The organism is Woeseia sp. D3-10 (assembly GCF_055809415.1).
This window is the reverse complement of the sequence record NZ_JBVVTW010000007.1, coordinates 208,486-231,330: the sequence shown is the minus strand read 5'-3', so window position 1 is coordinate 231,330 and position 22,845 is coordinate 208,486. Positions and strand designations below refer to the sequence as shown.

General features: G+C 57.6%; 25 protein-coding genes and 1 pseudogene. 22 read left to right on the top strand and 4 right to left on the bottom strand.

What is annotated here, in order from left to right; translation table 11 throughout:
• The first annotated feature begins 3 nt into the window (after positions 1–3).
• The 22 genes from fliE to AC0L8N_RS01740 all read left to right on the top strand — a co-directional run bounded on the left by fliE (position 4) and on the right by AC0L8N_RS01740 (position 18,973).
• Complete coding sequence (fliE, locus tag AC0L8N_RS01845) at positions 4–318, top strand: flagellar hook-basal body complex protein FliE (protein ID WP_473665871.1); 315 nt, start codon at positions 4–6, stop codon at positions 316–318.
• A gap of 17 nt (positions 319–335) precedes the next feature.
• Positions 336–1,946, top strand: coding sequence for a flagellar basal-body MS-ring/collar protein FliF (fliF, locus tag AC0L8N_RS01840; protein ID WP_473665870.1), 1,611 nt, complete (start codon positions 336–338; stop codon positions 1,944–1,946).
• Positions 1,939–2,943: a flagellar motor switch protein FliG gene (gene fliG, locus AC0L8N_RS01835; protein WP_473665869.1), complete on the top strand. Its 1,005-nt coding sequence runs from the start codon at positions 1,939–1,941 to the stop codon at positions 2,941–2,943. Before fliF ends, fliG begins: the two co-directional genes overlap by 8 nt.
• Positions 2,936–3,523 (top strand): flagellar assembly protein FliH, encoded by a 588-nt coding sequence (locus tag AC0L8N_RS01830; RefSeq protein WP_473665868.1) that lies wholly within the window; start codon positions 2,936–2,938, stop codon positions 3,521–3,523. Before fliG ends, AC0L8N_RS01830 begins: the two co-directional genes overlap by 8 nt.
• Positions 3,520–4,908 (top strand): flagellar protein export ATPase FliI, encoded by a 1,389-nt coding sequence (fliI, locus tag AC0L8N_RS01825; protein ID WP_473665867.1) that lies wholly within the window; start codon positions 3,520–3,522, stop codon positions 4,906–4,908. Before AC0L8N_RS01830 ends, fliI begins: the two co-directional genes overlap by 4 nt.
• 1 nt (position 4,909) lies before the next feature.
• Positions 4,910–5,362, top strand: a complete 453-nt coding sequence (fliJ, locus tag AC0L8N_RS01820; RefSeq protein ID WP_473665866.1) for a flagellar export protein FliJ — start codon at positions 4,910–4,912, stop codon at positions 5,360–5,362.
• Between the two features lie 76 nt (positions 5,363–5,438).
• Positions 5,439–6,791, top strand: a complete 1,353-nt coding sequence (locus tag AC0L8N_RS01815) for a flagellar hook-length control protein FliK (protein WP_473665865.1) — start codon at positions 5,439–5,441, stop codon at positions 6,789–6,791.
• Positions 6,792–6,984: 193 nt separating this feature from the next.
• Positions 6,985–7,533: a flagellar basal body-associated FliL family protein gene (locus AC0L8N_RS01810; protein ID WP_473665864.1), complete on the top strand. Its 549-nt coding sequence runs from the start codon at positions 6,985–6,987 to the stop codon at positions 7,531–7,533.
• A 12-nt stretch (positions 7,534–7,545) separates the two neighbouring features.
• Positions 7,546–8,538 carry a flagellar motor switch protein FliM gene (locus tag AC0L8N_RS01805; protein ID WP_473665863.1) on the top strand — a complete coding sequence of 331 codons (993 nt, stop codon included), beginning with the start codon at positions 7,546–7,548 and terminating at the stop codon, positions 8,536–8,538.
• A 21-nt stretch (positions 8,539–8,559) separates the two neighbouring features.
• The gene (gene fliN, locus AC0L8N_RS01800; protein ID WP_473665862.1) at positions 8,560–8,904 is read left to right on the top strand and encodes a flagellar motor switch protein FliN; all 345 of its coding nucleotides are present in this window, start codon (positions 8,560–8,562) and stop codon (positions 8,902–8,904) included.
• 19 nt (positions 8,905–8,923) lie between these two features.
• Positions 8,924–9,343, top strand: a complete 420-nt coding sequence (gene fliO, locus AC0L8N_RS01795) for a flagellar biosynthetic protein FliO (RefSeq protein WP_473665861.1) — start codon at positions 8,924–8,926, stop codon at positions 9,341–9,343.
• On the top strand, positions 9,340–10,065 hold the full coding sequence (gene fliP / locus AC0L8N_RS01790) for a flagellar type III secretion system pore protein FliP (protein ID WP_473665860.1): 726 nt from the start codon (positions 9,340–9,342) through the stop codon (positions 10,063–10,065). Before fliO ends, fliP begins: the two co-directional genes overlap by 4 nt.
• 10 nt (positions 10,066–10,075) lie before the next feature.
• Positions 10,076–10,345 (top strand): flagellar biosynthesis protein FliQ, encoded by a 270-nt coding sequence (gene fliQ / locus AC0L8N_RS01785; RefSeq protein ID WP_068614906.1) that lies wholly within the window; start codon positions 10,076–10,078, stop codon positions 10,343–10,345.
• 43 nt (positions 10,346–10,388) lie between these two features.
• Positions 10,389–11,171, top strand: a complete 783-nt coding sequence (gene fliR / locus AC0L8N_RS01780; RefSeq protein ID WP_473665859.1) for a flagellar biosynthetic protein FliR — start codon at positions 10,389–10,391, stop codon at positions 11,169–11,171.
• A 13-nt stretch (positions 11,172–11,184) separates the two neighbouring features.
• Positions 11,185–12,306: a flagellar biosynthesis protein FlhB gene (gene flhB, locus AC0L8N_RS01775; RefSeq protein ID WP_473665858.1), complete on the top strand. Its 1,122-nt coding sequence runs from the start codon at positions 11,185–11,187 to the stop codon at positions 12,304–12,306.
• A gap of 26 nt (positions 12,307–12,332) precedes the next feature.
• Entirely contained in the window at positions 12,333–14,393 is a 2,061-nt protein-coding gene (flhA, locus tag AC0L8N_RS01770) for a flagellar biosynthesis protein FlhA (protein ID WP_473665857.1), read from the top strand.
• Positions 14,394–14,421: 28 nt separating this feature from the next.
• Positions 14,422–15,867, top strand: coding sequence for a flagellar biosynthesis protein FlhF (flhF, locus tag AC0L8N_RS01765; RefSeq protein ID WP_473665856.1), 1,446 nt, complete (start codon positions 14,422–14,424; stop codon positions 15,865–15,867).
• Positions 15,860–16,735 (top strand): MinD/ParA family protein, encoded by an 876-nt coding sequence (locus AC0L8N_RS01760; protein WP_473665855.1) that lies wholly within the window; start codon positions 15,860–15,862, stop codon positions 16,733–16,735. Before flhF ends, AC0L8N_RS01760 begins: the two co-directional genes overlap by 8 nt.
• Complete coding sequence (locus tag AC0L8N_RS01755) at positions 16,732–17,454, top strand: RNA polymerase sigma factor FliA (protein ID WP_473665854.1); 723 nt, start codon at positions 16,732–16,734, stop codon at positions 17,452–17,454. Before AC0L8N_RS01760 ends, AC0L8N_RS01755 begins: the two co-directional genes overlap by 4 nt.
• A gap of 4 nt (positions 17,455–17,458) precedes the next feature.
• Positions 17,459–17,659, top strand: a complete 201-nt coding sequence (locus AC0L8N_RS01750) for a hypothetical protein (protein ID WP_473665853.1) — start codon at positions 17,459–17,461, stop codon at positions 17,657–17,659.
• Positions 17,659–18,102 (top strand): DUF2802 domain-containing protein, encoded by a 444-nt coding sequence (locus AC0L8N_RS01745; RefSeq protein WP_473665852.1) that lies wholly within the window; start codon positions 17,659–17,661, stop codon positions 18,100–18,102. The genes AC0L8N_RS01750 and AC0L8N_RS01745 overlap by 1 nt, the downstream gene beginning before the upstream one ends.
• A gap of 13 nt (positions 18,103–18,115) precedes the next feature.
• Positions 18,116–18,973, top strand: coding sequence for an HDOD domain-containing protein (locus AC0L8N_RS01740; protein WP_473665851.1), 858 nt, complete (start codon positions 18,116–18,118; stop codon positions 18,971–18,973).
• Between the two features lie 3 nt (positions 18,974–18,976).
• On the opposite strand, the gene AC0L8N_RS01735 is transcribed toward AC0L8N_RS01740, so the two are convergent.
• The 4 genes and pseudogenes from AC0L8N_RS01735 to AC0L8N_RS01720 all read right to left on the bottom strand — a co-directional run bounded on the left by AC0L8N_RS01735 (position 18,977) and on the right by AC0L8N_RS01720 (position 22,496).
• Positions 18,977–19,591: a PilZ domain-containing protein gene (locus AC0L8N_RS01735; protein ID WP_473665850.1), complete on the bottom strand. Its 615-nt coding sequence runs from the start codon at positions 19,589–19,591 to the stop codon at positions 18,977–18,979.
• The gene (locus AC0L8N_RS01730; protein ID WP_473665849.1) at positions 19,584–20,456 is read right to left on the bottom strand and encodes a flagellar motor protein MotB; all 873 of its coding nucleotides are present in this window, start codon (positions 20,454–20,456) and stop codon (positions 19,584–19,586) included. Before AC0L8N_RS01730 ends, AC0L8N_RS01735 begins: the two co-directional genes overlap by 8 nt.
• Positions 20,457–20,556: 100 nt before the next feature.
• Positions 20,557–21,171, bottom strand: a pseudogene (locus tag AC0L8N_RS01725) (MotA/TolQ/ExbB proton channel family protein); the annotation flags it as partial.
• Between the two features lie 173 nt (positions 21,172–21,344).
• Positions 21,345–22,496 carry a GGDEF domain-containing protein gene (locus AC0L8N_RS01720; protein WP_473665848.1) on the bottom strand — a complete coding sequence of 384 codons (1,152 nt, stop codon included), beginning with the start codon at positions 22,494–22,496 and terminating at the stop codon, positions 21,345–21,347.
• Positions 22,497–22,845: the final 349 nt, after the last annotated feature.

Sequence of the window (22,845 nt, the reverse complement as noted above, 5' to 3'; positions counted from 1 at the left end):
CCGATGAGCGAAATCAGCCCACAACAATTGCTCAGCCAGATTCGTGCCATGCAGTCGGAACTGCATGGTCCGCAGTCGGCACAGCCGGCGGCTGGCACCGGCTTCGGCGATTTGCTGAAGAACGCGATTACCGAAGTGAACAGTACCCAGCAGGCTTCCGCTGGAATGAAGCAGGCGTTTGAGACTGGCGCGACTGACTCGAGCCTCGCCGAAGTAATGATTGCCTCGCAGAAAGCGGATTTGTCGTTCCGCGCAATGACCGAAGTACGCAACAAGCTTGTTAATGCGTATCAGGAAATTATGAACATGCCCGTTTAAGGACGTAAACGAAGCACATGGAAAATTCAGCAATAGTTCAGTCATCGGGAATGCCGGTGAGCCAGATTAATCTCGGTGGCGTCATACAGATTCCGGCGGTGCGCCAGGTCATGCTGCTCGTGGGCGTGGCTGCGGCCGTAGCGGCGGGGTTCGCGATTTTTCTGTGGTCGCAAACACCGAGCTACTCGCAGCTCTACGGCAATCTTGACGCGACAGAAGCCGCGCAGGTTATCGAGGTTCTGCAAGGCGCCGAGATCGACTACAAGATGAGCGAGAACGGCAGCATCATGGTGCCGGATGCAAATCTGCACGATGCCAGAATGCAGGTGGCCGGTCAGGGGCTCGCACAAAGCAGTGGCGGCGGCATGAACCTGCTCCAGGATCAGTCGAGTTTCGGTGTTAGCCAGTTCATGGAGAACGCCCGTTACCAGCACGCCCTCGAAGCGGAGCTGGCACGCACAATCACCAGCCTTGGCGCAGTACGCGAAGCGCGCGTACATCTCGCCTTGCCAAAACAAACGGCATTCCTGCGTGACCAGAAGAGTGCCAGCGCTTCGGTGCTGCTGCAGCTCGGCGCTGGTGGCGCACTTGAAGCAGATCAGGCGTCAGCAATCGTGAACCTGGTGGCATCCAGTGTTCCAAACCTGACCGCCAAGAACGTGACGCTGATCGATCAGTACGGTCGCATGTTGAGTTCGGCTGGCGATCAATGGGGAGACGCACAAGCCGTTAACCAGTTCAAACACGCACAACGCCTTGAGGATATTTACACACGGCGGATTCAGGATTTGTTGACACCGCTCGTTGGCCCCGGGCGCATACGTGCACAGGTCGTGGCGAGTCTCGATTTCACGGTCACGGAAGAAACCCGCGAAACATACGACCCGGCCAGTACAGCGTTGCGCAGTGAGCAGGTTAGCGAAGAACGTCGGAGTGGCGGCGGCAGCGCGGCGGAAGGAATTCCGGGCGCTCTGAGTAACCAGCCTCCGGAAACGGCGGCCGACACACCTGAAACGAGTGCGGTTCAAACGCAAGACGCAACGAATTCGTCGCGCAGCAGTACCCGCAATTTCGAAGTGGACCGAACGATCAGTCATGTGCGGCCCCAAAGCGGCACAATACAACGACTGTCTGTCGCGGTACTGGTCGACGACAGCCCGCTCGAAGAAGGAGGAGAACCGCAAGCGTTCACTCCGGAAGACATCGAGCGATTCACGACCCTGGTTAAAGAAGCCGTGGGCTTCGATGAAGCGCGCGGCGATACAGTGGTTGTTGTCAATGCCGCGTTCCGCAGTGCACCCGCGCTCGACGAAATTGAAGAGCCGCCGTTCTGGGAGAACCCGGCCATGCAGGGCACCTTGAAACAGGTCCTCGGCGCACTGCTGGTTCTGGCTCTGGGCTTCGGTCTGGTTCGGCCGTTGCTGGGCAAATTGCTGGCCGGCGGAAACGGCGGTGGCGCGGCTTATGCCGGCGGCGTCGGTGCAGAACTGATGCCCGCGGGCAGCACGGTAGGCAGTCTGCCGGCGCCCAGTTTTGACGACAAAATTTCAGCGGCCCGCAACATAACGGGTGCAGACCCGGCGCGTGTCGCACAAGTAGTCAGAAAGTGGGTAAGTACCGATGAGTGATGTGCAGGAACTGAAAGGCACGGAACGCGCTGCTCTGTTGTTGATGACGCTCGGCGAAGCCGACGCAGCGGAAGTGCTCAAGTACATGGGCCCGCGTGAAGTGCAAAGCATCGGTACCGCGATGGCGTCCCTGACGAATATTTCACGAGACCAGGCAAATGTGGTGCTGGATCGCTTCATCACCGAAGTTGAAGAACAGACTGCATTCGGCGTTGGGACCGAGGATTACGTTCGCAAAGTGCTGACCGGCGCGTTCGGTGCAGGCAAAGCCAACGCCTTCATTGACCGCATAATGATCGGCCAGGATGCGCGCGGACTTGATGAACTAAAGTGGATGAGCTCCAAGGATGTGGCAGAAATTGTCGATGGAGAACACCCGCAGATCGTTGCGATCATCATTGCCTACCTGGACAGTGAGCAGGCTGCGGAGGTCATCGGCCTGCTGCCGGAAGAGCTACGTACGGAAGTGCTGATTCGCATCGCGCGCCTGAGTGATGTGCAGCAAAGTGCACTCGCAGAAATCGAAAATCTGATTGCCAACAAGTCTACCAACAAGAAGTCATCCGGCAGCGAGAAAGTTGGCGGTGACAAAGTGGCTGCCAACATTATTAATTCACTGGGCTCCGCCAAGGGCGAAGAGATCCTGGAGAAGATCAAGGAACGCAACGAAGATCTGTCCAACCGTATTCAGGAAATGATGTTCGTGTTCGACACGTTGCTGAATGTTGATGACCGCGGCATTCAGTCGTTGTTGCGCGAAGTGTCGAACGATCTGCTGGTTGTGGCGCTGAAAGGCTGCGACCCGGCGATACGCGACAAAATACTGCGCAACATGTCGAAGCGTGCCGCAGCGTTGTTGTCCGAAGACATGGAAGCACGCGGACCGATCAAGCTGAGCGAAGTGGAAGTCGCTCAGAAAGAGATTCTGGATATTGCACGTCGCATGGCAGACGCTGGCGACCTCGATCTCGGCCAGGGTGGTGAAGAGTATGTCTGATTCACCCGCTGCAGAACGCTGGCAGGTCCCGGCGATTGATGGCTCATCGGGGCAGGGTTATCCGACAGCCAGTCGATTGCAGGAACTGCAGGAACAGGCGCACGAAGAAGCGTTCAAGGAAGGCTTTGCCGAAGGCCTTAAAGCAGGTGAGAAGGAAGTGGCGGAGCGGGTCGTACGCCTTGATGCATTGTTGAATGCACAAGCCCGACCTCTGGACGAACTCGATGAGGTGGTCGAGCAACAACTGATGGAGCTGGCCATGAGTGCAGTCCGGCAGTTGTTTCGGCGCGAGCTGAAGAGCGATCCGAGCCACGTCATTGGGGTTGTTCGGGAAGCGATTCGTTTGTTGCCCGTAGCCTGTCGCGATATCAAAGTACATCTGCACCCTGACGATGCCATTCTCGTGCGCGAATCGTTATCCAGTGGCGACAACGAACGAGCATGGACGATTGTTGAAGACCCCCTGATTGCACGTGGCGGTTGCCAGGTAAGCACCGAGGCTTCGCAGGTCGATGCGCAGAATGAAACCCGGCTGAACGCATTAATCGCGTCCATTGCGGGCAATGAGCGACACTCATGACCGCGCCGGCCATTCCGTCGCCCGACCGCAGTGAACAGCGTGCGCGCGGCTTGGCGCGCTATGTCGAGCGGGCCAAAAAAGAAGCGCCGAAGCTGGTGGTCGAAGGACGATTGCGGCGCACAGTGGGCATGGCGATGGAAGCGGAAGGGTGTTTTGCCGCTGTAGGTGGTCGCTGCGACGTGGTCGTCGAAGACGGCCGCCGTGTGGAAACTGAAGTGGTGGGCTTCTCTGGAGACCGCTTGTTCCTTATGCCGCAGGGTGAGATGCGCGGCATTGTTCCAAACGCGCGGGTGGTGCCGATTCCCGGCGTGCCCGAAGTCACTGTCGGCGACGATTTGCTGGGCCGGGTTCTGGACGGACGTGGTCGTCCGCTTGACGGCGGCAAACCGATCGAGCGCAGACACAGTGTGCCGCTGGTAGGAAAGCCGATTAATCCCCTGGCGCGTCAGCCAATTCGTGAACCACTGGACGTTGGCGTGCGCTCTATCAATTCGCTGTTGACGATCGGGCGAGGCCAGCGAATGGGCCTGTTTGCCGGTTCGGGCGTCGGCAAGAGCATGTTGCTCAGCATGATGACGCGCAATACCAACGCCGACGTGGTGGTGGTGGGTCTGATCGGTGAACGTGGCCGAGAGGTGAAAGAGTTCATCGACCTGACACTCGGCAGCGAAACGATGCACAAAGCCGTGGTGGTTGCGACGCCCGCAGACGATACGCCGTTAATGCGTATGCACGGCGCCTGGTTGTCGGCGGCTATCGCCGAACACTTTCGCGACCAGGGCAAAAACGTACTGCTGCTTATGGATTCCTTAACGCGCTTCGCCCAGGCGCAGCGTGAAATCGCGCTGGCAATCGGTGAACCGCCCGCGACGAAAGGTTACCCACCCTCGGTATTTGCCAAGTTGCCGCAGCTGGTCGAACGTGCCGGCAACGGTGCAGACGGGGGCGGATCTATCACCGCCATCTATACCGTATTGGCCGAAGGTGATGATCAGAACGACCCGATTGTGGACGCATCGCGGGCCATCCTTGACGGGCATATCGTCCTCTCCAGAAAACTGGCGGAAGCGGGGCTGTATCCGGCCGTGGACGTCGAGGCCTCGGTCAGCCGCGCGTTGTCCAACATTACCGGCGGCGAGCAGCAGGCGCTGATTAGCCGCTTCAGGCAGATCTACGCGACTTATCAGGAACACAAAGACCTGATCGCGGTCGGTGCCTACCAGCGCGGCTCCGACCCCCGGGTTGATGAGGCTGTCGCGTTATGGCCGGCGATGCTGGACTTCTTGCGCCAGGAGCACAAAGGGGCAGTGAGCTTTGCTGACAGCCTGATGCAGCTGCGCAAGTTGTTGGCACCGGCATTGAACAAGCAGGGCGAGGCAGCGTGACATGAAAGAAAAGGCCGACCGCATTCAACGTGTTCAGCATATCGCCGAGAACGAAGAACGCACCTTTTGCCGGGCCATGGGCGAGGCACAGCGCCTTCTTAGTGACAACGAGCAACGGTTGCGCGAACTGCAGGACTATCGCCGCGAGTACGCCAATCGCAGACCCAATGGCGGGCAGGGCACGATCAGCAGTGTGCAATGGGCTGATTACCAAAATTTTTTGCAACGGCTTGACGAAGCCGTTCGCGCACAACAGGAGCTGGTGCTGAACAGCAAACAAAACCGGGATGCGCACCGCAAACGCTGGATGCTGAAACGCCAGAAAATGGAATCCCTGCAGCGGGTCGTGGATCGCTACCGAAGCGATGCCGTACGCGAAGGTGAGCGGCAGGACCAGAAGGCTCAGGACGACCTGCCCACGCGTGCCCACCTTTTTTCCCGAACGTCACGATGACTGGCATGGAACTTGCTCCCCATACAGTAAGGAAGCCGTTGGGCTCGTCGCCCGCGCTTAGCAATAAGGACTTTGCATGCTGCCGTTACCCGAATTAACTCAATCAGATCCTCGACTGCCATTCACCGGCACCTCGACAAAGCAAGGCTTGCAGAGCAAGGACGCCGCCGCATTGCCCACCCGCGGGTTTGCCGAGATGCTGACTGCCGCGGTGCCGCCGAAAGGGACGGGCACAACAACGAGCGGCGAGTTGCTTCCGGCAGGCGGCAAAGAGTTGCCGCTTTGGGGAGCTGACAGTACCAGCGAATTGCCGGCGGCGAGCAGCGAAGGTAGCAACAGCGACGCTGTTGTGAGCGCTGTGCAAGCGTTGCCAGAGGCTCCAGATGACCTGTTGCAAGGCGGCTTGCCGCAGATCGAAACGAGTGTGGAAGCACCGGTAACGACCGATCCGGTCGGAGTCGAACAGTCCGCCGAAACGGCAATGGATGCCGAACTGGCTGCATTGCAGCTCATGTTGCCGCCGTTGAACCCGGCGGCAGAAGTCATCGCGGAAGCAACAGAAGTTAACCCCGCACCAGCGCTGACAGCACCGGTTGCCGCTCGCGGACTGGGCCTTGCTGACACTAAAGGTGATGGCACGGCGGAGACCCGCTCAGCCAGTAACGGACGGGCGTATTCCGCCTTTCCCGGTCTGACGATGAGCGCAACGGGCACTGCCGTGGTTAACGGTCGCAGCAATGAGGCACAGCCGTTACTGGCTGCTGCGCCTCCCGCCGCTGCCGAGCCTTCGGCGCTGCTGCGTGATTCGCTGCAGCCGGCAATGACAGCAGCCGCGACTGCCGATATCGCGGCGGTTACAGGCAAGGAGTTTGCGGAGCTGTTGTCCGGTGGCAAGGACATCCGGCTTGAATCGCACGAAGCGCTGCCACGAATTCAGGCCATGGCCGCACCGGTCACCGGTCCGGGCAGCCCGGCACCGGCGGTGCCGGTCGCGGCTGCGGCCATTAATCTGCCAGTCACGGATGCACGCTGGGGCGATGCGCTGGGCGAACGGGTGACCTGGATGGCCGGGCAGAAGCTCGATAGCGCCGAAATACGGCTGAACCCTGCAGAACTCGGCCCGATCCGAATCAAAATAACAATGGAAGAAAACCAGGCCCAGGTGACATTCACGGCACAACATGCGGTTACCCGGGAAGCCATCGAACAGGCCCTGCCGCGTTTGCGCGAGCTGTTCAGCGGTGAGGGCCTCAACCTGAGCAACGCTGATGTGAACGGAGATGGGGTCCGGCATGAGCAGGATGGCTCCGGTCATGGCGACGATCGTCTGGGCAGTCACGATCAGTTGCTCGCTGATGCCGATGACGACGACGGGCTGGTAATGCCCACCGTGAGAGTCAGCAATAACCTGGTAGATACCTTCGTCTGAACGCGTCGGAATTCTGACGGCGGTCTGGACGGGCGTCGTGTGGAACCGCCGATACGCCAAAATTCCGACGTAATGCCGCCACAAGCCTGTTACAGCGGTACTGTAATAGCTTGAAAAATATAATAAAAATAGATCGTATCGGATCTGGCATAAGCCTTGCATCAGTGTTCGTGAAGAACTACTGGAGCTTGAGATGGCAGAGACAGATACACCGACCGCTGATGACCTTCCAGAGGCTGAAGCGCCCGCCGCAGGCGGCGGACTGGTAAAAAAACTCATGATAGGCGGTGGCGCCGTGGCGTTGCTCGCCGTGGGCCTGTTCGCTGGCCCTGTCGTGCAGAATATGTTGGCACCGGCTGACGACGCCGCGACGACCGAGGAAGTCGCGGAAATCGAGGAGAAGCCGGTGAAAGACGGTGCTCCTGAGCTGTATACCGGCTTGCATCCCGCCATGGTGGTCAACTTTCGTGACGCCGTTGGCGATCAGCATTTCATGCAGATCGAGATGGAGGTCATGACCCGCGATCAGGACGTGATCGATGCGGTTAAAGACCACACCCCGCTGATTCGCAACAACCTGATCCTGCTGTACGGCGGTGTGTCCTACGAACACATCACAACCCGCGCCGGCAAGGAACAAATGCTGGCGGACGGCCTGAAGGAAATTCAGGACGTACTGACTTCGCGTATCGGCAAGCCGAACGTCGAAGCCCTGTATTTCACCAGCCTGATCATCCAGTAGCCGGAGTCCATCATGACTGAACAGGTTCTGTCGGATGACGAGAAGAATGCGCTGCTTGATGGCGTTTCTTCCGGTGCCGTTGAAGTCCAGTCGGCGGACGGGCCGCAATACAAGACCGTCAAGCCGTTTGTTATAGGTCCGCGCGCTCGCATCGTCAGCAACAGTTTTCCCCGCCTCGAAAGCATGAACGAGCAGTTCGCCACGCGGCTCGCGGAAAGCACCGCGGCGTTGTTGCAAGTTGAGGTTGATATTTCCGCCCGTGCAATACACCAGCAGATATTCGCGGACTACAGCGAACTCTGGCCGGCACGCTGTGTGGTGGTCGGTTTCACGGCCGCCCCGTTGCCCGGTGAAGCGTTGATCATTTTCGACTCTGAACTCGTCAGTCCGCTGGTTGAAGCCTTTTTTGGCGGCAACAGCCCTGAATCGGTGGCCAGTACTGACACGGCCCATTCGGCAGGCGCGCTCAGCATTCTGCAATTGCTGGTTCGTGAAATCCTCTCTGCTTTGCACGATGTCTGGCTGCCGCTACGGGATCTGAAGATGGAACGTGCTGAAACACGTATCGGTCTTGAGGTCGTTGAGTCCATCGGTGCTGCCGAGACGGTTATTGCCAGCGAATTTGAAGTCGCGTTGGGCGAGAGCAACGAACAACGCGCTTCGTTCAGCGTGGTGTGGCCTGCCAACACCGTCGCGTCACTGCGTCCGGCCCTTGAGGGCAAACGCCGGGATCGCGATCACGCGGAAGACCAGCGCTGGGAAAAAGTCCTGCGTCGCCGAATGGTCGACGTCGTCGTTGATCTCAGCTCCAACGTCGGTCATGCGCGTATGACTCTGGGCGAACTGGTGAACCTGGCACCCGGTGACGTTATCGGTATCGATACGCCGCGCGTAGCCACAGTACTGGCACATGGCGTGCCATTGATCGAAGGACGCTTTGGTGTGCAAGCCGGACGCAATGCCGTTGAGGCGGTCTTGTGGCTCGAGTCACAGAACAGCAACTGAATACCTTGAGGAACGATTGAGATGAGTGAACAACAGCAAGAGACGAGCGGCGAGCAGTTCGCGCCCGATGAACTGGGTGCCGGCAAAGCCGCCAATAGCGGTGCGGATGTCAATCTGGACCTGGTTCTTGATGTGCCGGTCAACGTGACGTTACGAGTGGGCTCTACAGAAGTGCCGATTCGCGAACTGGTCAAGTTGGTTGAAGGCTCGGTCATTGCACTGGACCGCGATGCCAGTCAGGCGATGGACGTACTGGTCAACGGCACTTTGATCGCGCACGGCGAGATCGTCGTCGTCGATGACAAATTTGGTGTGCGTCTGACCGACGTTGTCAGTCCGGCCGAACGCATCAAAACCATTAACTGAGATCGGGACGATTAACGCAATGATTCGCGTAGTTCATAACACCGCACTGATCGCGGTGTGCTCCGTTCTCCCGGTTGCGCCTGTATTTGCTGCTACTGTCCCGCGAGCAGCTCCGGTTGGCGTGGGAGATGTGCTGAACATGGGCACCGGCCTGATCCTGGTCATTGCGGCGATTCTGGTCACAGGCTGGTTGTATTCGCGTACCCAGAAAATGCGCGGCGCCAGCAGCGACCTGATCCGTATTGTTGCCAGTCAGCCACTGGGTACGCGGGAACGCGTGTTGTTACTGCAGGTGGCCGACAAGCAGTTGCTGGTGGGCATGACCAGCAGTCAGGTGCAAACCCTGCATGTGTTCGACGAGCCGATAGCCATAACCGAAACGCCGGTTAACGGTTTCGCAGAGCGCTTGCGAGCTGCCGTCAAAGGACAACAGAAATGAGCCGCATGGTGTTCGCATTGGCGCTGCTGCTGTTGCCGGTTCTGACGTATGCGCAAGTTGAACCCGTCACCGTAACCGGGCCGACCGGCGAGTCTTTTTCGCTGAGTCTGCAAATTCTGGTCTTGATGACCCTGCTGACTTTGCTGCCAGCGGCCATACTGTCCACCACCGCCTTTGTACGCATCATCATTGTGCTGTCGATCCTCCGGCAGGCCCTCGGTACGGCACAAACACCGCCGAATCAGGTATTGCTCGGCATCGCCCTGTTCCTGACGTTCTTCATCATGACGCCGGTTATCGACAGCGTTTACGCCGATGCGGTCAAGCCCTACATGAGCGACGAAATCTCAACCGAGGTTGCGTTCACGCGCGCGGTCGCACCGCTCAGGGAATTCATGCTCGATCAGACCCGCGAAAGCGACCTGGAGCTGTTCGCCAACATTGGTCAGCGTACCGACATTACGACGGTAGAAGACATACCGCTGTCGATTGTGGTTTCCGGTTTCATGGTCAGTGAATTGAAAACGGCTTTCCAGATTGGCTTCCTTATTTTTATCCCGTTTCTGGTTATCGATCTGGTCGTGTCCAGCGTGCTGATGTCCATGGGCATGATGATGTTGTCGCCCATGCTTATCTCACTGCCGTTCAAGATCATGCTGTTCGTACTGGTCGATGGCTGGGCATTGGTGCTCGGTACCCTCGCTTCCAGTTTCTATACCTGAGGCCTTTGCAATGACACCGGAAACCGTCACGACGATAGGCCAGGAAGCTCTGTGGGTAACGATGCTGATAGCCGCACCGCTGTTGCTGTCAGCACTGGCCGTCGGTTTGCTCGTCGGCATGTTTCAGGCGGCCACCCAGATTAACGAGATGACGATGAGCTTCATACCGAAGCTGTTGGTCATCGTCGCCGCACTGATTATTGCCGGGCCGTGGATGCTCGGTGTGATTGTGAATTACACACAACAACTGATGGCGCAAATACCATCACTTATTTCGTAGGCCAGATGATGCCGCGAGGTTGCCATGAACAAGAGACGCAAAAGTGAATTTGAACCTGACCATCGGTCCGCTGTTCGAGTCGATCGCCCTGTATCTTTGGCCGTTCGTCCGGGTGGCGGCATTCGTTATGGTCATGCCTGTGATTGGTGGCAGTTTTGTGCCGGCACGGGTACGGCTGATGATCGCGCTGGCGCTGACGCTGGTCATCGCACCGGTCTTGCAGCCAGTGATCGCAATCGATTTTCTGAGTTTCGCCGGGGTCATTATCGTTCTTCAGGAGCTGGCGATCGGCATAGCGATGGGATTCGCGGTGCAACTGATATTCGATGCCATTGCGCTGGGCGGTCAGGTCGTCGCGATGAGCATGGGTCTGGGCTTTGCGGTATTTCTGGATCGACAGCGGGGCGTCAACATTCCGGTGCTGGGGCAGTTTTTCCTGATGCTTGGGATGCTGATTTTTCTGTCCCTCGACGGGCATCTGGCACTCATCCAACTGATCGCCGACAGCTTCCGGATCTTGCCGATTGCCGGAGCTGGCCTGACGCGCGGGGCCGTTTCGTTTCTGCTGAGCTGGTCGGGTCAGGTATTCGTGGTCGCGCTGAAGATTGCGCTGCCAGCGATTACCGCGCTGCTTGTGGTGAACCTGTCATTCGGCGTGATGAGCCGGGCCGCGCCGACTTTGAACCTGTTCGCGGTCGGCTTTCCGGTTGCGATGTTATTGGGCTTCGTGGTCATTTTTCTAAGCATGGGCAGCCTGACGGAGAACGTGTCGCGTGCGACAGCCGACGCTCTGGAAATGCTACCCGCGCTGCTTAACAGTCGCTAAAGAGAACGAGTAAATGGCTGACGAGCAACAACAGGATCGTACTGAACAAGCGACACCCAAGCGCCGTGAAGACGCGCGCAAGAAAGGTGACGTTCCCCGTTCACGCGAGCTGACGATGACCGGCGTCATGTTGGCCGGCGCGTCTGCCTTGTTGTTCCTTGCGGCTCCCCTGGGCTCGTCGATTGTGGGTGGTTTCGAGCGCTCGTTCACTATAGAGCGTGCCGCAATGTTCGATACCAGTTACCTGCCACGGGCTTTTGGCGAAGCGGCAGTTGAAGCAATGCTGGGTCTGGCGCCGCTTGCCCTCGTCTTAATCGTTGCAGTATTTGCTAGCGCAACGCTGATCGGTGGCTGGTCGTTCAGCATGAAAGCGGCGGCCTTCAAAGGCAGTCGCATGGACCCGATCAAGGGTTTCAAACGCATTTTCAGCGCGAACAGCTTGAACGAGCTGGTGAAATCGATGGCCAAGTTTTTCATCGTTGGTTTGATCGCCGTGCTCTGGTTGTGGTGGTCGGTTGACGAACTGCTGATGCTTGGCCGGCAGCCGGTCAAAGAGGCGGTGCTGGCGGCATTGCAGCTTTGCGGTGTGTCGCTACTGGTTATCAGTTGCGGCCTGATCGTAATCGCAATGGCAGATGTGCCGTTTCAGTTATGGAGTTATCAGAAGAAACTGAAGATGACCCGTACTGAAATTCGCGACGAATTCAAGGAAACCGAAGGCCGGCCGGAAGTAAAAGGCCGGATACGTCAGATGCAGCAGCAAGCCGCACAGCGGCGCATGATGCAGGACGTGCCAACGGCCGACGTAGTGATAACCAACCCGACGCATTTCGCGGTTGCACTCAAATACGATCCGGACGGCAGCGGCGCGCCACGGGTCGTGGCCAAAGGTAAGGATCTCATTGCGGCCCGGATACGCGAAATCGCGACCGAGAGTCGGGTGCCGTTGTTCTCGGCACCACCGCTGGCACGCTCGCTCTACCGCAGTACCAAACTGGGGCAGGAGATTCCCGGTGCGTTGTACAGCGCGGTGGCTCAGGTGCTGGCCTACATTTTCCAAATTCGCGACGCGGCATTGCCGGCGCACAAGTGGCCCGAGCGACCCGATCCTGTGGTCGACGAAAGTCAGTTTTAACTTTACTTTTTTGACGGAATAACAGCATGGCAAATTCGAAGGGTCTGGCAAGCGATATTGTTCGCGGATTGGGTGTGCCGCTCATGCTGCTGACGATGTTGGCGATGGTCATGATTCCGCTGCCGCCAATGGCGCTCGACATCCTGTTCACCTTTAACATTGCGCTGGCAGTTGCCATCCTCCTGACTGCCATCTACGTTGGCCGACCGCTGGATTTCGGTGTCTTCCCGACCATTCTGCTGGTAGTCACCTTGTTGCGCCTGGTATTGAACGTGGCATCGACACGGGTCGTTTTGCTGGACGGGCATACCGGTACCGGTGCGGCCGGCAAGGTGATCGAGGCGTTCGGTGAGTTTGTCGTCGGCGGCAACTATGCCGTGGGTCTGGTGATCTTCGGCATCCTGGTGATTATCAATTTCGTCGTGGTTACGAAAGGTGCTGGCCGGGTGTCGGAAGTCACCGCACGCTTCACCCTTGATGCCATGCCCGGCAAGCAGATGGCGATTGACGCCGACCTGAACGCGGGTGTCATTGATCAGGACGCGGCGCGCCTGCGGCGCCAGGAAATCGGTGAAGAAGCGGATTTCTACGGTTCCATGGACGGTGCCAGCAAATTCGTTCGCGGCGACGCCGTGGCCGGAATTCTCATACTGTTCATCAACATTATTGGCGGTCTCATTATTGGTACCGCCCAGCATGATCTGTCGCTGAGTGCGGCCATGCACAACTACACATTGTTAACGATCGGTGACGGACTGGTTGCACAGATTCCCTCACTGCTGCTCTCGACCGCGGTGGCCATTATCGTTACCCGTATGTCCAAGTCGCAGGACATGGGCAGCCAGATGTTCTCGCAGTTGTTTGCAGACCATCGCACCCTGATTGTGACGGCGACCGTTTTGACAGTGCTGGGGCTGATTCCCGGCATGCCGAACTTCGCGTTTCTGTCATTGGCAGCGGCCTGTGGCTGGGGTGCCTGGCGCATGGCGAAGCAACGCCAGCAGGCGGCGGCACCGCAGGCACTGCCGACGGAGCAGGGCGCGAGCCCGGCTGCGTTGCCGGATCTGAGCTGGCAGGACGTGTCATCGGTGGACATGGTTGGACTCGACGTCGGTTATCGCCTTATTCCGCTGGTGGACCGGGCACGGGACGGCGCACTGGTGAGCCGGATCAAAGGCGTGCGCAAGAAACTGACTGAAGACCTCGGTTTCCTGATTCCGCCTGTGCATATCCGCGACAACCTCGATCTCGGCCCAAGCTTTTACCGCATCTCTCTGATGGGTGTGCCGATCGGCGAGGCAGAAATCCATATCGACCGGGACCTCGCGATTAACCCGGGGCAGGTGTTCGGCAAGGTGAACGGTATCGCGACACGCGATCCGGCTTTCGATCTTGAGGCCTACTGGATCGATGCCGGGCAGCGCGAAGAAGCCCAGATGCTCGGCTACACGGTGGTCGATGCGGCCACGGTTGTGGCGACACACCTGAGCCAGCTGTTGCAGAACCATGCCCATGAATTGCTCGGCCACGAAGAAACCCAGCAGTTGCTGGACCGGCTGGCTGTGAGCACACCGAAACTGGTGGAAGAGCTGACGCCGAAGACCCTGCCAATGAGCGTGATCGCCCGGGTACTGCAGAATCTGCTGGAAGAGGGTATCTCGGTGAAGAATATCCGGCGGATTGCCGAAACCTTGGCGGAGACCGGCGCCAAGAGTCAGGATCCCGACGTTTTGTCGGCCGCCGTGCGTGTTTCGCTGGGTCGCTCAATTGTCCAGAACGTAGCAGGGACGCGGGCTGAGCTACCAGTTTTGACCCTGGAGCCAGAGTTGGAACGAATCTTGAATGAGAGTACTCGAGACGGGTCGAGCATGGGGCTGGAACCCGGTCTGGTGGAGAGGTTGCATGAATCGCTCAACGAGCAGGCACAGAAGCAGGAAGTCAGCGGGGACCCGGCCGTTTTGCTGGTACCGCCCAACCTGCGTCCGTGGCTGGCACGCATGATGCGCGGCATTCGCAACCTGCACGTATTGGCCTACAACGAGATTCCGGACGACAAGCGGATTCAGATGGTCGGTGCAGTGAGCTAGGCGCTCTGTCAGGACTTGAGGACTTACAGTGAAGATCAAACGATTTGTTGACAAGGATATGCGGGCGGTACTCCGGCAGGTGCGTGCGGAGCAGGGACCCGATGCCGTCATACTTTCCAACCGCCGTGTCGATGAAGGCATTGAGGTTATTGCTGCCGTCGATTACGACGCCGCCCTGATGCAGCACGCGATGGGTAGTTCACCGGGCGCTCGCGAGGCGACTGTCGCCACGCCGACCGAGGTTGAGCCACTGGCAGCCGGTGCCACTGAACATGTCGAATTCGATGACAGCGACGATTACGTCGAACTTGGCGCTGAAGTCAGAACCGAGGCCAAAGCTGCGGTCAGAGCGGAGCCGGTTGCCGATACGGTCCCCGCCCCCAGCCCAGCGGTTGCTCCCAAACCCGCGATCAGTGCCGCGCCTGTTGCGCCGGTGGCGGCTGTAGCACCGGCAAACGTGGTCGACTTCGATTCAGCCCGCACGCCGGTCAGCGGCAGCAGCGACGCAATGCTGGATGCACTGGTTGGCAAAGAATCATCGTTCCTCGCGATGCGCTCCGAGATCAGTTCGTTGCGAGGTTTGCTGGAAAATCAGGTGTCCGGATTGTTGTGGAAAGAAGGCAGCACCCGTTCACCGATGCTGGCCCAGGTATTACGCAATATGGCGCGCCTTGGCATTGCTCCGGACGTCGCCAGCATGCTGCTTACCAAGCTCGGCCCCGTCGACGAACTCAAACACATCTGGCAGCAGCCGCTCGCGACATTGGCGCAATTGATTCCGGTTACCGGCGACCGTCTATTGACCGACGGTGGTGTTGCCGCGCTGATCGGCCCTACCGGCGTTGGCAAGACCACGACGATTGCCAAACTGGCTGCACGCTACGCGATGCACCACGGTACCGATGACATCGCCCTCGTGTGTGCGGATGCGTACCGGATAGGGGCACGTGAACACCTGACGGCATTCGCCAATATTCTTGGCGTGAAGGTGGTTTCGGTCAGCGATCCGCAGGATCTTGGCCGCATTTTGGACACCTTGTCCTCGAAAAAACTGGTGCTGATCGATACCGAAGGTGTGAGTCAGCGTGATGCCGACCTTACTCGCCGGCTTGGTGACTGGAAGCAAAACGGTGCGGGCATCAAGTTCTACCTGACCTTGTCAGCCACCGCACAGGAAGCAGCGCTCGACGAAACTATTGCCAGCTTTAGTCAGGTTCCATTGGCTGGAGCGGTTGTGACCAAAGTGGACGAAGCCGGGCAGCTCGGTTGCGTGCTGAGCGCGTTGATCCGGCGGCAATTGGCATTGGCCTGGATCACCGATGGCCAGCATATCCCCGACGACCTGCACGCGGCTGAACGACGTAAGTTGTGGCTGCTGAAGCGTGCGGTTGACTGCATTGAAGCAAGCGAACCACAGATAGATGAATTAATGATGGCGGAGCGGTACGGCAAGGTGAGTGCGACCCATGCATAGTGTTTCTCAGGGTGACGGAATCAAACAGGCTCTCACACGACGACCGGTCAAAGTGGTTGCCATTACCAGTGGCAAAGGTGGCGTAGGGAAGACCAACGTCGCGACTAACCTTGCGGTTGCGTTGTCGAACAGGCGCCGCAAGGTCATGTTGCTCGATGCCGATCTTGGCCTTGCCAATATTGACGTTCTGCTGGGGCTGCAGCCGCGTTTCAATTTGTCGCACGTGATCAGTGGCGAGGCAGATCTTGCGAGCACGATCATCAACGGTCCGGCCGGCGTGCAAATCGTTCCGGCCGCATCCGGTAATTTCCTGATGACGGATGTGCCGGCTGTTTCGCAGGCAACGATAGTGCAGGCGTTTTCCGATCTGGCAGAGCAGCCGGATGTGCTGATTGTGGACACGGCGGCCGGTATATCGGAGTCGGTCGCGCGTTTCGTGCAGGCTGCGCAGCAGGCAATTATTGTCGTTTGCGATGAACCGTCATCAATTACCGATGCCTATGCTTTGATCAAAGTGTTCAGCCGCCATTACGGTATTTCCCGCTTCCAGGTTTTGACCAACCAGACTCGCGACGCGCGCCATGGTCAGGATCTCTACACCAAGATTCGCAAAGTCGCGGATCGTTACCTCGACGTTGTTCTGCGCCACGTCGGCAACGTGCCACACGATCAGTTCCTGCGGCGAGCGGTGCAGGAACAACGCGCCGTGGTCGATGCTTACCCTGCCAGTATTGCTGGCGAAGCGTTTCAGCGCATTGCGCAAACGGTGGACGAATTACCGGTCGCCCGGGGCCCGCAGGGCGGTATCGAGTTTTTCTTTGAGCAACTGCTGCATGCTGAAACAGTCTGTGTGGGGAGCATGGCATGATTGGCTACGCCAGCTATTCAAGTAATCAGTACATCTCTCAGGATGAACTGGTTACGTCGCACGTTGATCTCGTCAAACGAATTGCACATCACCTCATTGCACGCCTGCCATCCAGCGTTGAGATAGACGACCTCTTGCAGGCGGGCATGATCGGCTTGCTGGAAGCGTCACGTAACTTTGACGCAAGCAAAGGGGCAAGTTTTGATACTTACGCGGGAATTCGCATTCGCGGCTCGATGCTGGATGAAGTACGCCGACTGGACTGGACACCGCGCTCAGTGCACCAGAAGCACCGTCAGGTTTCCGAAGCGGTTCGGGAGATCCAGGCAGAAACCGGCCGGCCAGCTGAGTCGCAGGAAATTGCGGCACGACTGGGCATCTCTATAGACGAGTACCATGACATTCTTGCCGATACAGCAGGTAGTCGTCTGTTCAGCTTCGAGGAAGCGAACGAAGACTGGCAGGTCGGTCACGAGTTGCCGGCTTCAGACATTGCGACGCCCGACCAGGCGCTGGACGAAGACCAATTTCGCGAGTATCTGGTTGAGGCTATCGCTGAATTACCCGAACGTGAGCGTCTCGTGTTGTCGCTTTACTACGAACGCGAGCTCAATCTCAAGGAAATCGGCGCGGTACTCGGAGTCAGCGAGTCACGTGTTTGCCAGATTCACGGTCAAGCGCTGATTCGTTTGCGCGCGATGACCAACAATGGAGCCTAACGTTATGGCCGACAACAGCATATCGGGCCTCTACCGGATCTTGCCGGCTTACCCGGTAAAGCCGCCGCAACCGGCAGGTAAAGAAGGCGAGCAGGAACGTCGCAAACAGGACCAGCGACCGGACGGCGATGCCAGCGACACCCAGGATAAAATTCGACGTCCCGACGACGGTGACGACAGTTCAGTAATTGATGAGTATGTGTAATGTCTATCAATGATGCTTTCTGGCAGTATGCGCTGCTGCTATCAAATGTCATGCTATTGGGCGCGGCAGCTTTGGTGATTGTCCGTATGCGCAGCGAACTGCGCGTCATGCGTGAGTTCTGGACCAGCCCGGCGATGGCCGCGATGCAGCCAGAACCCTACGATGATCGCGATTTGCGACGTATGTTTGATCGACGGCTGACAATGCTGCAGAAATATGTAGAACAACAAGTTGCGACACGCTCGGACAGGGTGGTGGAAAGCCCAGTTGCCGTAGCGCCGCGCAGCAATGAGCTGCCGGTCGAGTACGCGACGCGAATGGCACGTGCCGGCGCCAGCGAAGACGACCTGGTTCGCGGTTGCGGCCTGAACAAAGGTGAGGCGCAGCTTTTGATGAGATTACATGCTGGACGGACGTCAGCAACCCAAGCAATTACACACTAAGGACCACGAGTAGATGAGTAGTAAAGAGTACTTTCAACTGGTTTCGGATTTTGCGCGCGAATTGACCAAAGGCGATATCAGCCTGCCGTCTTTCCCGGAGGTTGTATTGCGGATTCGCAAGCTGTTGGAAAAGGACGATGTGCTGATTGAACAGGTAAGCAGCGCGGTCAGTACGGACCCCGTATTGGTATCTCGACTTCTGGTCTTTGCAAACTCATCGCACCACAATCCTGCCGGTGTGCGCATCGAATCACTGGACGTCGCCATAAGCCGGTTGGGCTTCGAGCTGGTGAAGAATACGGCGGTATCGCTGGCTATCAAACAGCTGGCGCTGGCCGAGCAGCACAAAGACATTGCGCCGCAAATGCGTGCTGTCTGGCAGCGGAGCATGCAGTTGGCCGCTATGTCCTCAGTGGTTGCCGCGCGCAAGCGGGAGCTGGACAAAGAAGCGGCTTTCCTGTGTGGCCTTCTGCATCACGTGGGCAAGCTCTACATTCTTACCCGCAGCAAGGATTATCCGGCCTTGCTGGCTGACCCTGCGCAGTTCGAAGTGCTTGCGGACGACTGGCATCCCAAGGTGGGCAAAAGTATCGTCGAATCGTGGAATTTTCCCGAAGAGATCGTGCAAACGCTCGAGCCCGGCGAATACCTAAGCGAATTCACCCATGAGAACGCGACGCTGGTTGATGTCGTGCACGTAGCCGACCAGTTGCTTAAATTTGAGGATAACGATGACGATGGCGAGGCGGTAACAGACTTGCTGTCACAGCCTGCTGCAACCCGGATCGGTATCGCGCCTGAGCACCTGGCCGGATTGCGCAAGGCGTATAACGAGAAGCTCAGTGCGGTTCGTGAAGCATTGACGACCTGAGTTTCAGTCGTTGTAGCTGTCAAGTTCCAGTCGACGCATGCGGAGGGTCTCGGATTCGCGACTGAACAGATGCTGGATCAGAATTTCCTTCTGTGCTGCTGTCATACCAACAAACTCCACGGCAATGCCGTGGGGTTTGCTGCTGTCGCTTTCAGCGGGTGGGTCGGTAACTCGTACGACTCGGCAGAAGGTCTCTATGTAGCGGCTGTCGGATTCCAGTAGCAGCCGCAATACCAGCTTCGTGTCCGGTGCGTAGGCTTCCGCGGCGCCAAAAACCATACCGTCCGCACTGAGTTCGCAAACCTGGGGCAGCTGCCGGGCCAGCGATGCTTTGCATTCACGAAACGCCGGCAATTGTTCGACCACCATATTCATTTTTTCGTTCAGCAGCGTCAGAATTGCAGCGACCTTTTCCGATTGCGCTTTCATCAGGAACAGCTTTTCATCGAGGCGCGCATCGATATCGATCATCCGGGATCGTACGCCTTCGCTGTTACCCTCCCGAATCCGCCGCCTCTCCAGTCCTGCCGCGAACTCGTCTTCAGAAATGACCTCATAGCGCAGGTAGACGGACTCGACAATGCGAAAAGACCGTCGATGTTGGCTACCGTTACTCATCGTTTGCTGCCTCTGTAGTTAGATTGCTCACGACGGGAGCGTCTATGCTTTGTTCCGTTATCTCGTCGATATCTCCGCCGCGAATGATGCTGATATCTACGCGGCGGTTTTTGGCGCGATTGTCGGCCGAATCGTTTTCGGCCCGTGGCCTGGTGTCGGCGTGGCCGGTGACCATGAAGCGACCTTCCTCGGCTGCTGCGGTCTTCAGCAATTCATGGGTAACCGATACAGCACGCGACGTTGACAGATCCCAGTTCGAACGAAAACGCTCATTGTAGATGGGGATGTTATCGGTGTGGCCTGACACCGTAATCTCGCCGCTGTTGGCATCGATCATACTGCCGATTTTGAGCAGTACCGGCGCAAAGGCCGGGCGTACGTCAGCCTGACCCGAGTCGAACGATGCCTTCTCAAGAATGCGAATGATGACTCTCATGCCCTCGGTTTCGACAGCAACACTGCCATTGGCAATTTCTTCCTGCAAAGCAAGCCGCAGACGCTTGGCATGCTTCCGGGTTTCCTCGACTTCTTTCGATTTTCGATCGAGGAGGTCAAGCGTGTTCTGATTCGAGTCGATCGTAAACTGCTTGACCTGTTTCAATGCTGTCGGGTCAGGTCTGCCTGGACTGAATTCCCGTGTGACCACACTGGTACCTTTGGGGATGCTCTTAACTTCGACTTCGGCCTGTACGCCAAAAGCGTTCTTCATCGAACCCGACAATTGTTTGAACTTCAAAACGTCCATTTCGGAGAACGCGAGCAGGAGGACGAAGAAGCACATTAACAACGTCATCAGATCCGCAAAGGTCATTACCCATGCCGGAACACCGCCACCGCCATCCGATTTTTCCTGTGCTTGATCCACAGCGGCGTGCCCCTAGTCGACGTCTTCGACCGGCCGCTTGGAGCGAAGGCAGGTAGGTTTGCAGCATGTTTTCAATAACCCGTGGATTCTGGCCGCCCTGAATGCCGAGCAGCGCGTCGATGATCAGTGACTTGCGGGTGTTTTCTTCGCGACTGCGTACCGACAGCTTGTCGGCGATGGGTAATGCAAACATGTTGGCCAGAATGGCGCCGTAAAGTGTCGTAAGCAAAGCGACCGCCATCGCCGGTCCAATCTGTTTGGGGTCGTCCATATTGGCGAGCATCTGTACCAGGCCGATCAGCGTGCCGATCATGCCCATGGCCGGGCCAACATCACCGATGGCCTTGAATATGTCCTGACCATCGCTGTGTCTGGCGAGCGTCATGTTGAGGTCTTTGGTCAACATGGAGCGAACGATTTCCGCCGGATGGCCGTCGATAAGCAATCCCAGGCCGGATTTCATGAATTCATCGGGGACCTCGGCATCTTCCAGAGCGAGCAAGCCTCCCTGACGGGCAGTCTTGGCCAGCTCGACAGCGGTTTCGATCAGCTCTTCGGGTTCGGTTGGTTTGTGCAGGAACGCTTTCACGGCGATGGATGCAGCACCAAGGAACTTGCCCAGGCTGAATTTCATCATAGTGACCAGAACGGTACCGCCCAGTACCACCAACAAAGAGGGCATGTTGACGAACGTACCGGCCGAGCCGCCGAGCATGATTGACGCCAGCACGATGCCGAAAGCGCCTATCAATCCGATAAGTGTTGCAAGATCCAACGCGATGTCCTCCGTTCCTTCGGAATCCAAGTTGGGCAGAGTTCTGCCGGTGTTTCTGAGTTGCTATCGCTACAGGTTATCGGCAGAAAACGTGCCGCCTTTAGCTGGCGTGTCTATGCAGTGTTTATGGCCAGAGCTTCGCCGTTGTGCTGCGCCTCTGCGTACTTGTAGCAGTTTCTGCCTGCGGCCTTGGCGGCGTAAAGGGCGCTGTCGACGCGCTTGATAAGCGATTCAACCGTGTCGCCGGGGACCACTTCCGTGTAGCCCGATGAACACCCGACGTGGACGCCCTCGGGAGCGTAGGGCACTGTGATTTCACTGACGTAGTCGTAAAATCGACTGATCAGCGTTGCGGAGTTGGCGGCCGTTGTATCCGTGAGTATGACGGCGAATTCATCGCCCCCGAATCGTGAAACGAAATCAGTCTTGCGTATGAACGAGCGTGACAACGCATCGCCGAGCGAGCGCAGCACCTCGTCACCGGCCGCATGGCCGTAGGTGTCGTTTATTTCCTTGAAATGATCGAGATCAATGAAAATAACGGTGACTGGCTGATCCAGAATAAAATTAATGTTCAGACAGTGGACAATTGCCTGATCAAAGGCGCCGCGATTGAATGCACCCGTTAGCGAGTCGCGCTTCATCTCTTCGCGAACCGAGAGCAAGTCCTGGCGCAGACTGCTCATGCGCTGGTTCATCTCGCCGATACGTCTTTCGTAGTCCTGCTTTTGTTGCTCAAGGCTTTCGGCGATATTACGAATCGTTTGGTTCAAGGTGGATTTGATTTCCGGCAGCAAGCCGCTGGCAACCGCAGTCTCGACTGTCTTCAAATTGCGATTGATGCAGGACTCGGTTTCGCGGTCACGCTGGCCTATTTCCCGAAGGCCGCTAACGAGGTCTTCCACGACCCCGCGATAGTCAGCGATGCGACTGTTGACGAAGTCTCTTTCGTTTTGTCGTCGATCAATATAGAAACGGCGAATATGGCCCCAGCGACGTTCCCCGTCGGTTGAGCCCGGAATATCCAGTGTCGGGACCGGGGCGCCATTCTCAACGTGGCAGGCAAGTTCGGTGCACTGTGTCCGAAACATATCTTCCGGAGCGCCGTCGTCGATATCGAAACTGATGTCTCCCATGGAGCGAACGACGGTGCCGAGAGTATCGATGGCGCCGTCTGTGGTGTTGTTTCCGAAATTGGCAGTGGCTGATGGGACATCTTCGCCGTTGCCTTTTCGAGCTCCCATCAATTTATTTACAAATCCCATTGGAGTGATCCTGAGTTCTGTGGAAGCCGCATCAGTTGCAGCCGTCAGGGAGGATATCGGGCACAAAGTCCGCAACTTTAGAGGCTGGCGAGCAAACTGTGACGGCGTTCCGGAATCGCAGGGCATTCTGTTAAATGCACTCCATTTAGTCTCGTCGCTGCATACTTGGAAACTGTGATCTCAGCACTTGTTTGCTTGGGGTGGGAAACATATATTCAGCGTCCGCATGACGTTATCGCCAACATTGTTCCGAATGAGACGATTCGCAGCGGAGACCCGTACCAGCAATGAGGCAGTACGTACCCCGGCGCAGCACACAGTTCGCTGGGCATAACGACGAAAAAGGACA

Bases quoted from the DNA above. Each gene is read 5' to 3' on its own strand.
- AC0L8N_RS01735 (WP_473665850.1), bottom strand. From the start codon at position 19,591: ATGAGTAACGGTAGCCAACATCGACGGTCTTTTCGCATTGTCGAGTCC.
- AC0L8N_RS01740 (WP_473665851.1), top strand. From the start codon at position 18,116: ATGAGTAGTAAAGAGTACTTTCAACTGGTTTCGGATTTTGCGCGCGAA.
- AC0L8N_RS01750 (WP_473665853.1), top strand. From the start codon at position 17,459: ATGGCCGACAACAGCATATCGGGCCTCTACCGGATCTTGCCGGCTTAC.
- fliG (WP_473665869.1), top strand. From the start codon at position 1,939: ATGAGTGATGTGCAGGAACTGAAAGGCACGGAACGCGCTGCTCTGTTG.
- AC0L8N_RS01810 (WP_473665864.1), top strand. From the start codon at position 6,985: ATGGCAGAGACAGATACACCGACCGCTGATGACCTTCCAGAGGCTGAA.
- AC0L8N_RS01720 (WP_473665848.1), bottom strand. From the start codon at position 22,496: ATGGGATTTGTAAATAAATTGATGGGAGCTCGAAAAGGCAACGGCGAA.
- fliI (WP_473665867.1), top strand. From the start codon at position 3,520: ATGACCGCGCCGGCCATTCCGTCGCCCGACCGCAGTGAACAGCGTGCG.
- fliN (WP_473665862.1), top strand. From the start codon at position 8,560: ATGAGTGAACAACAGCAAGAGACGAGCGGCGAGCAGTTCGCGCCCGAT.
- fliE (WP_473665871.1), top strand. From the start codon at position 4: ATGAGCGAAATCAGCCCACAACAATTGCTCAGCCAGATTCGTGCCATG.
- AC0L8N_RS01760 (WP_473665855.1), top strand. From the start codon at position 15,860: ATGCATAGTGTTTCTCAGGGTGACGGAATCAAACAGGCTCTCACACGA.
- fliP (WP_473665860.1), top strand. From the start codon at position 9,340: ATGAGCCGCATGGTGTTCGCATTGGCGCTGCTGCTGTTGCCGGTTCTG.
- AC0L8N_RS01755 (WP_473665854.1), top strand. From the start codon at position 16,732: ATGATTGGCTACGCCAGCTATTCAAGTAATCAGTACATCTCTCAGGAT.
- flhA (WP_473665857.1), top strand. From the start codon at position 12,333: ATGGCAAATTCGAAGGGTCTGGCAAGCGATATTGTTCGCGGATTGGGT.
- fliO (WP_473665861.1), top strand. From the start codon at position 8,924: ATGATTCGCGTAGTTCATAACACCGCACTGATCGCGGTGTGCTCCGTT.
- AC0L8N_RS01745 (WP_473665852.1), top strand. From the start codon at position 17,659: ATGTCTATCAATGATGCTTTCTGGCAGTATGCGCTGCTGCTATCAAAT.
- AC0L8N_RS01815 (WP_473665865.1), top strand. From the start codon at position 5,439: ATGCTGCCGTTACCCGAATTAACTCAATCAGATCCTCGACTGCCATTC.
- AC0L8N_RS01830 (WP_473665868.1), top strand. From the start codon at position 2,936: ATGTCTGATTCACCCGCTGCAGAACGCTGGCAGGTCCCGGCGATTGAT.
- flhB (WP_473665858.1), top strand. From the start codon at position 11,185: ATGGCTGACGAGCAACAACAGGATCGTACTGAACAAGCGACACCCAAG.
- fliJ (WP_473665866.1), top strand. From the start codon at position 4,910: ATGAAAGAAAAGGCCGACCGCATTCAACGTGTTCAGCATATCGCCGAG.
- fliF (WP_473665870.1), top strand. From the start codon at position 336: ATGGAAAATTCAGCAATAGTTCAGTCATCGGGAATGCCGGTGAGCCAG.
- AC0L8N_RS01805 (WP_473665863.1), top strand. From the start codon at position 7,546: ATGACTGAACAGGTTCTGTCGGATGACGAGAAGAATGCGCTGCTTGAT.
- fliQ (WP_068614906.1), top strand. From the start codon at position 10,076: ATGACACCGGAAACCGTCACGACGATAGGCCAGGAAGCTCTGTGGGTA.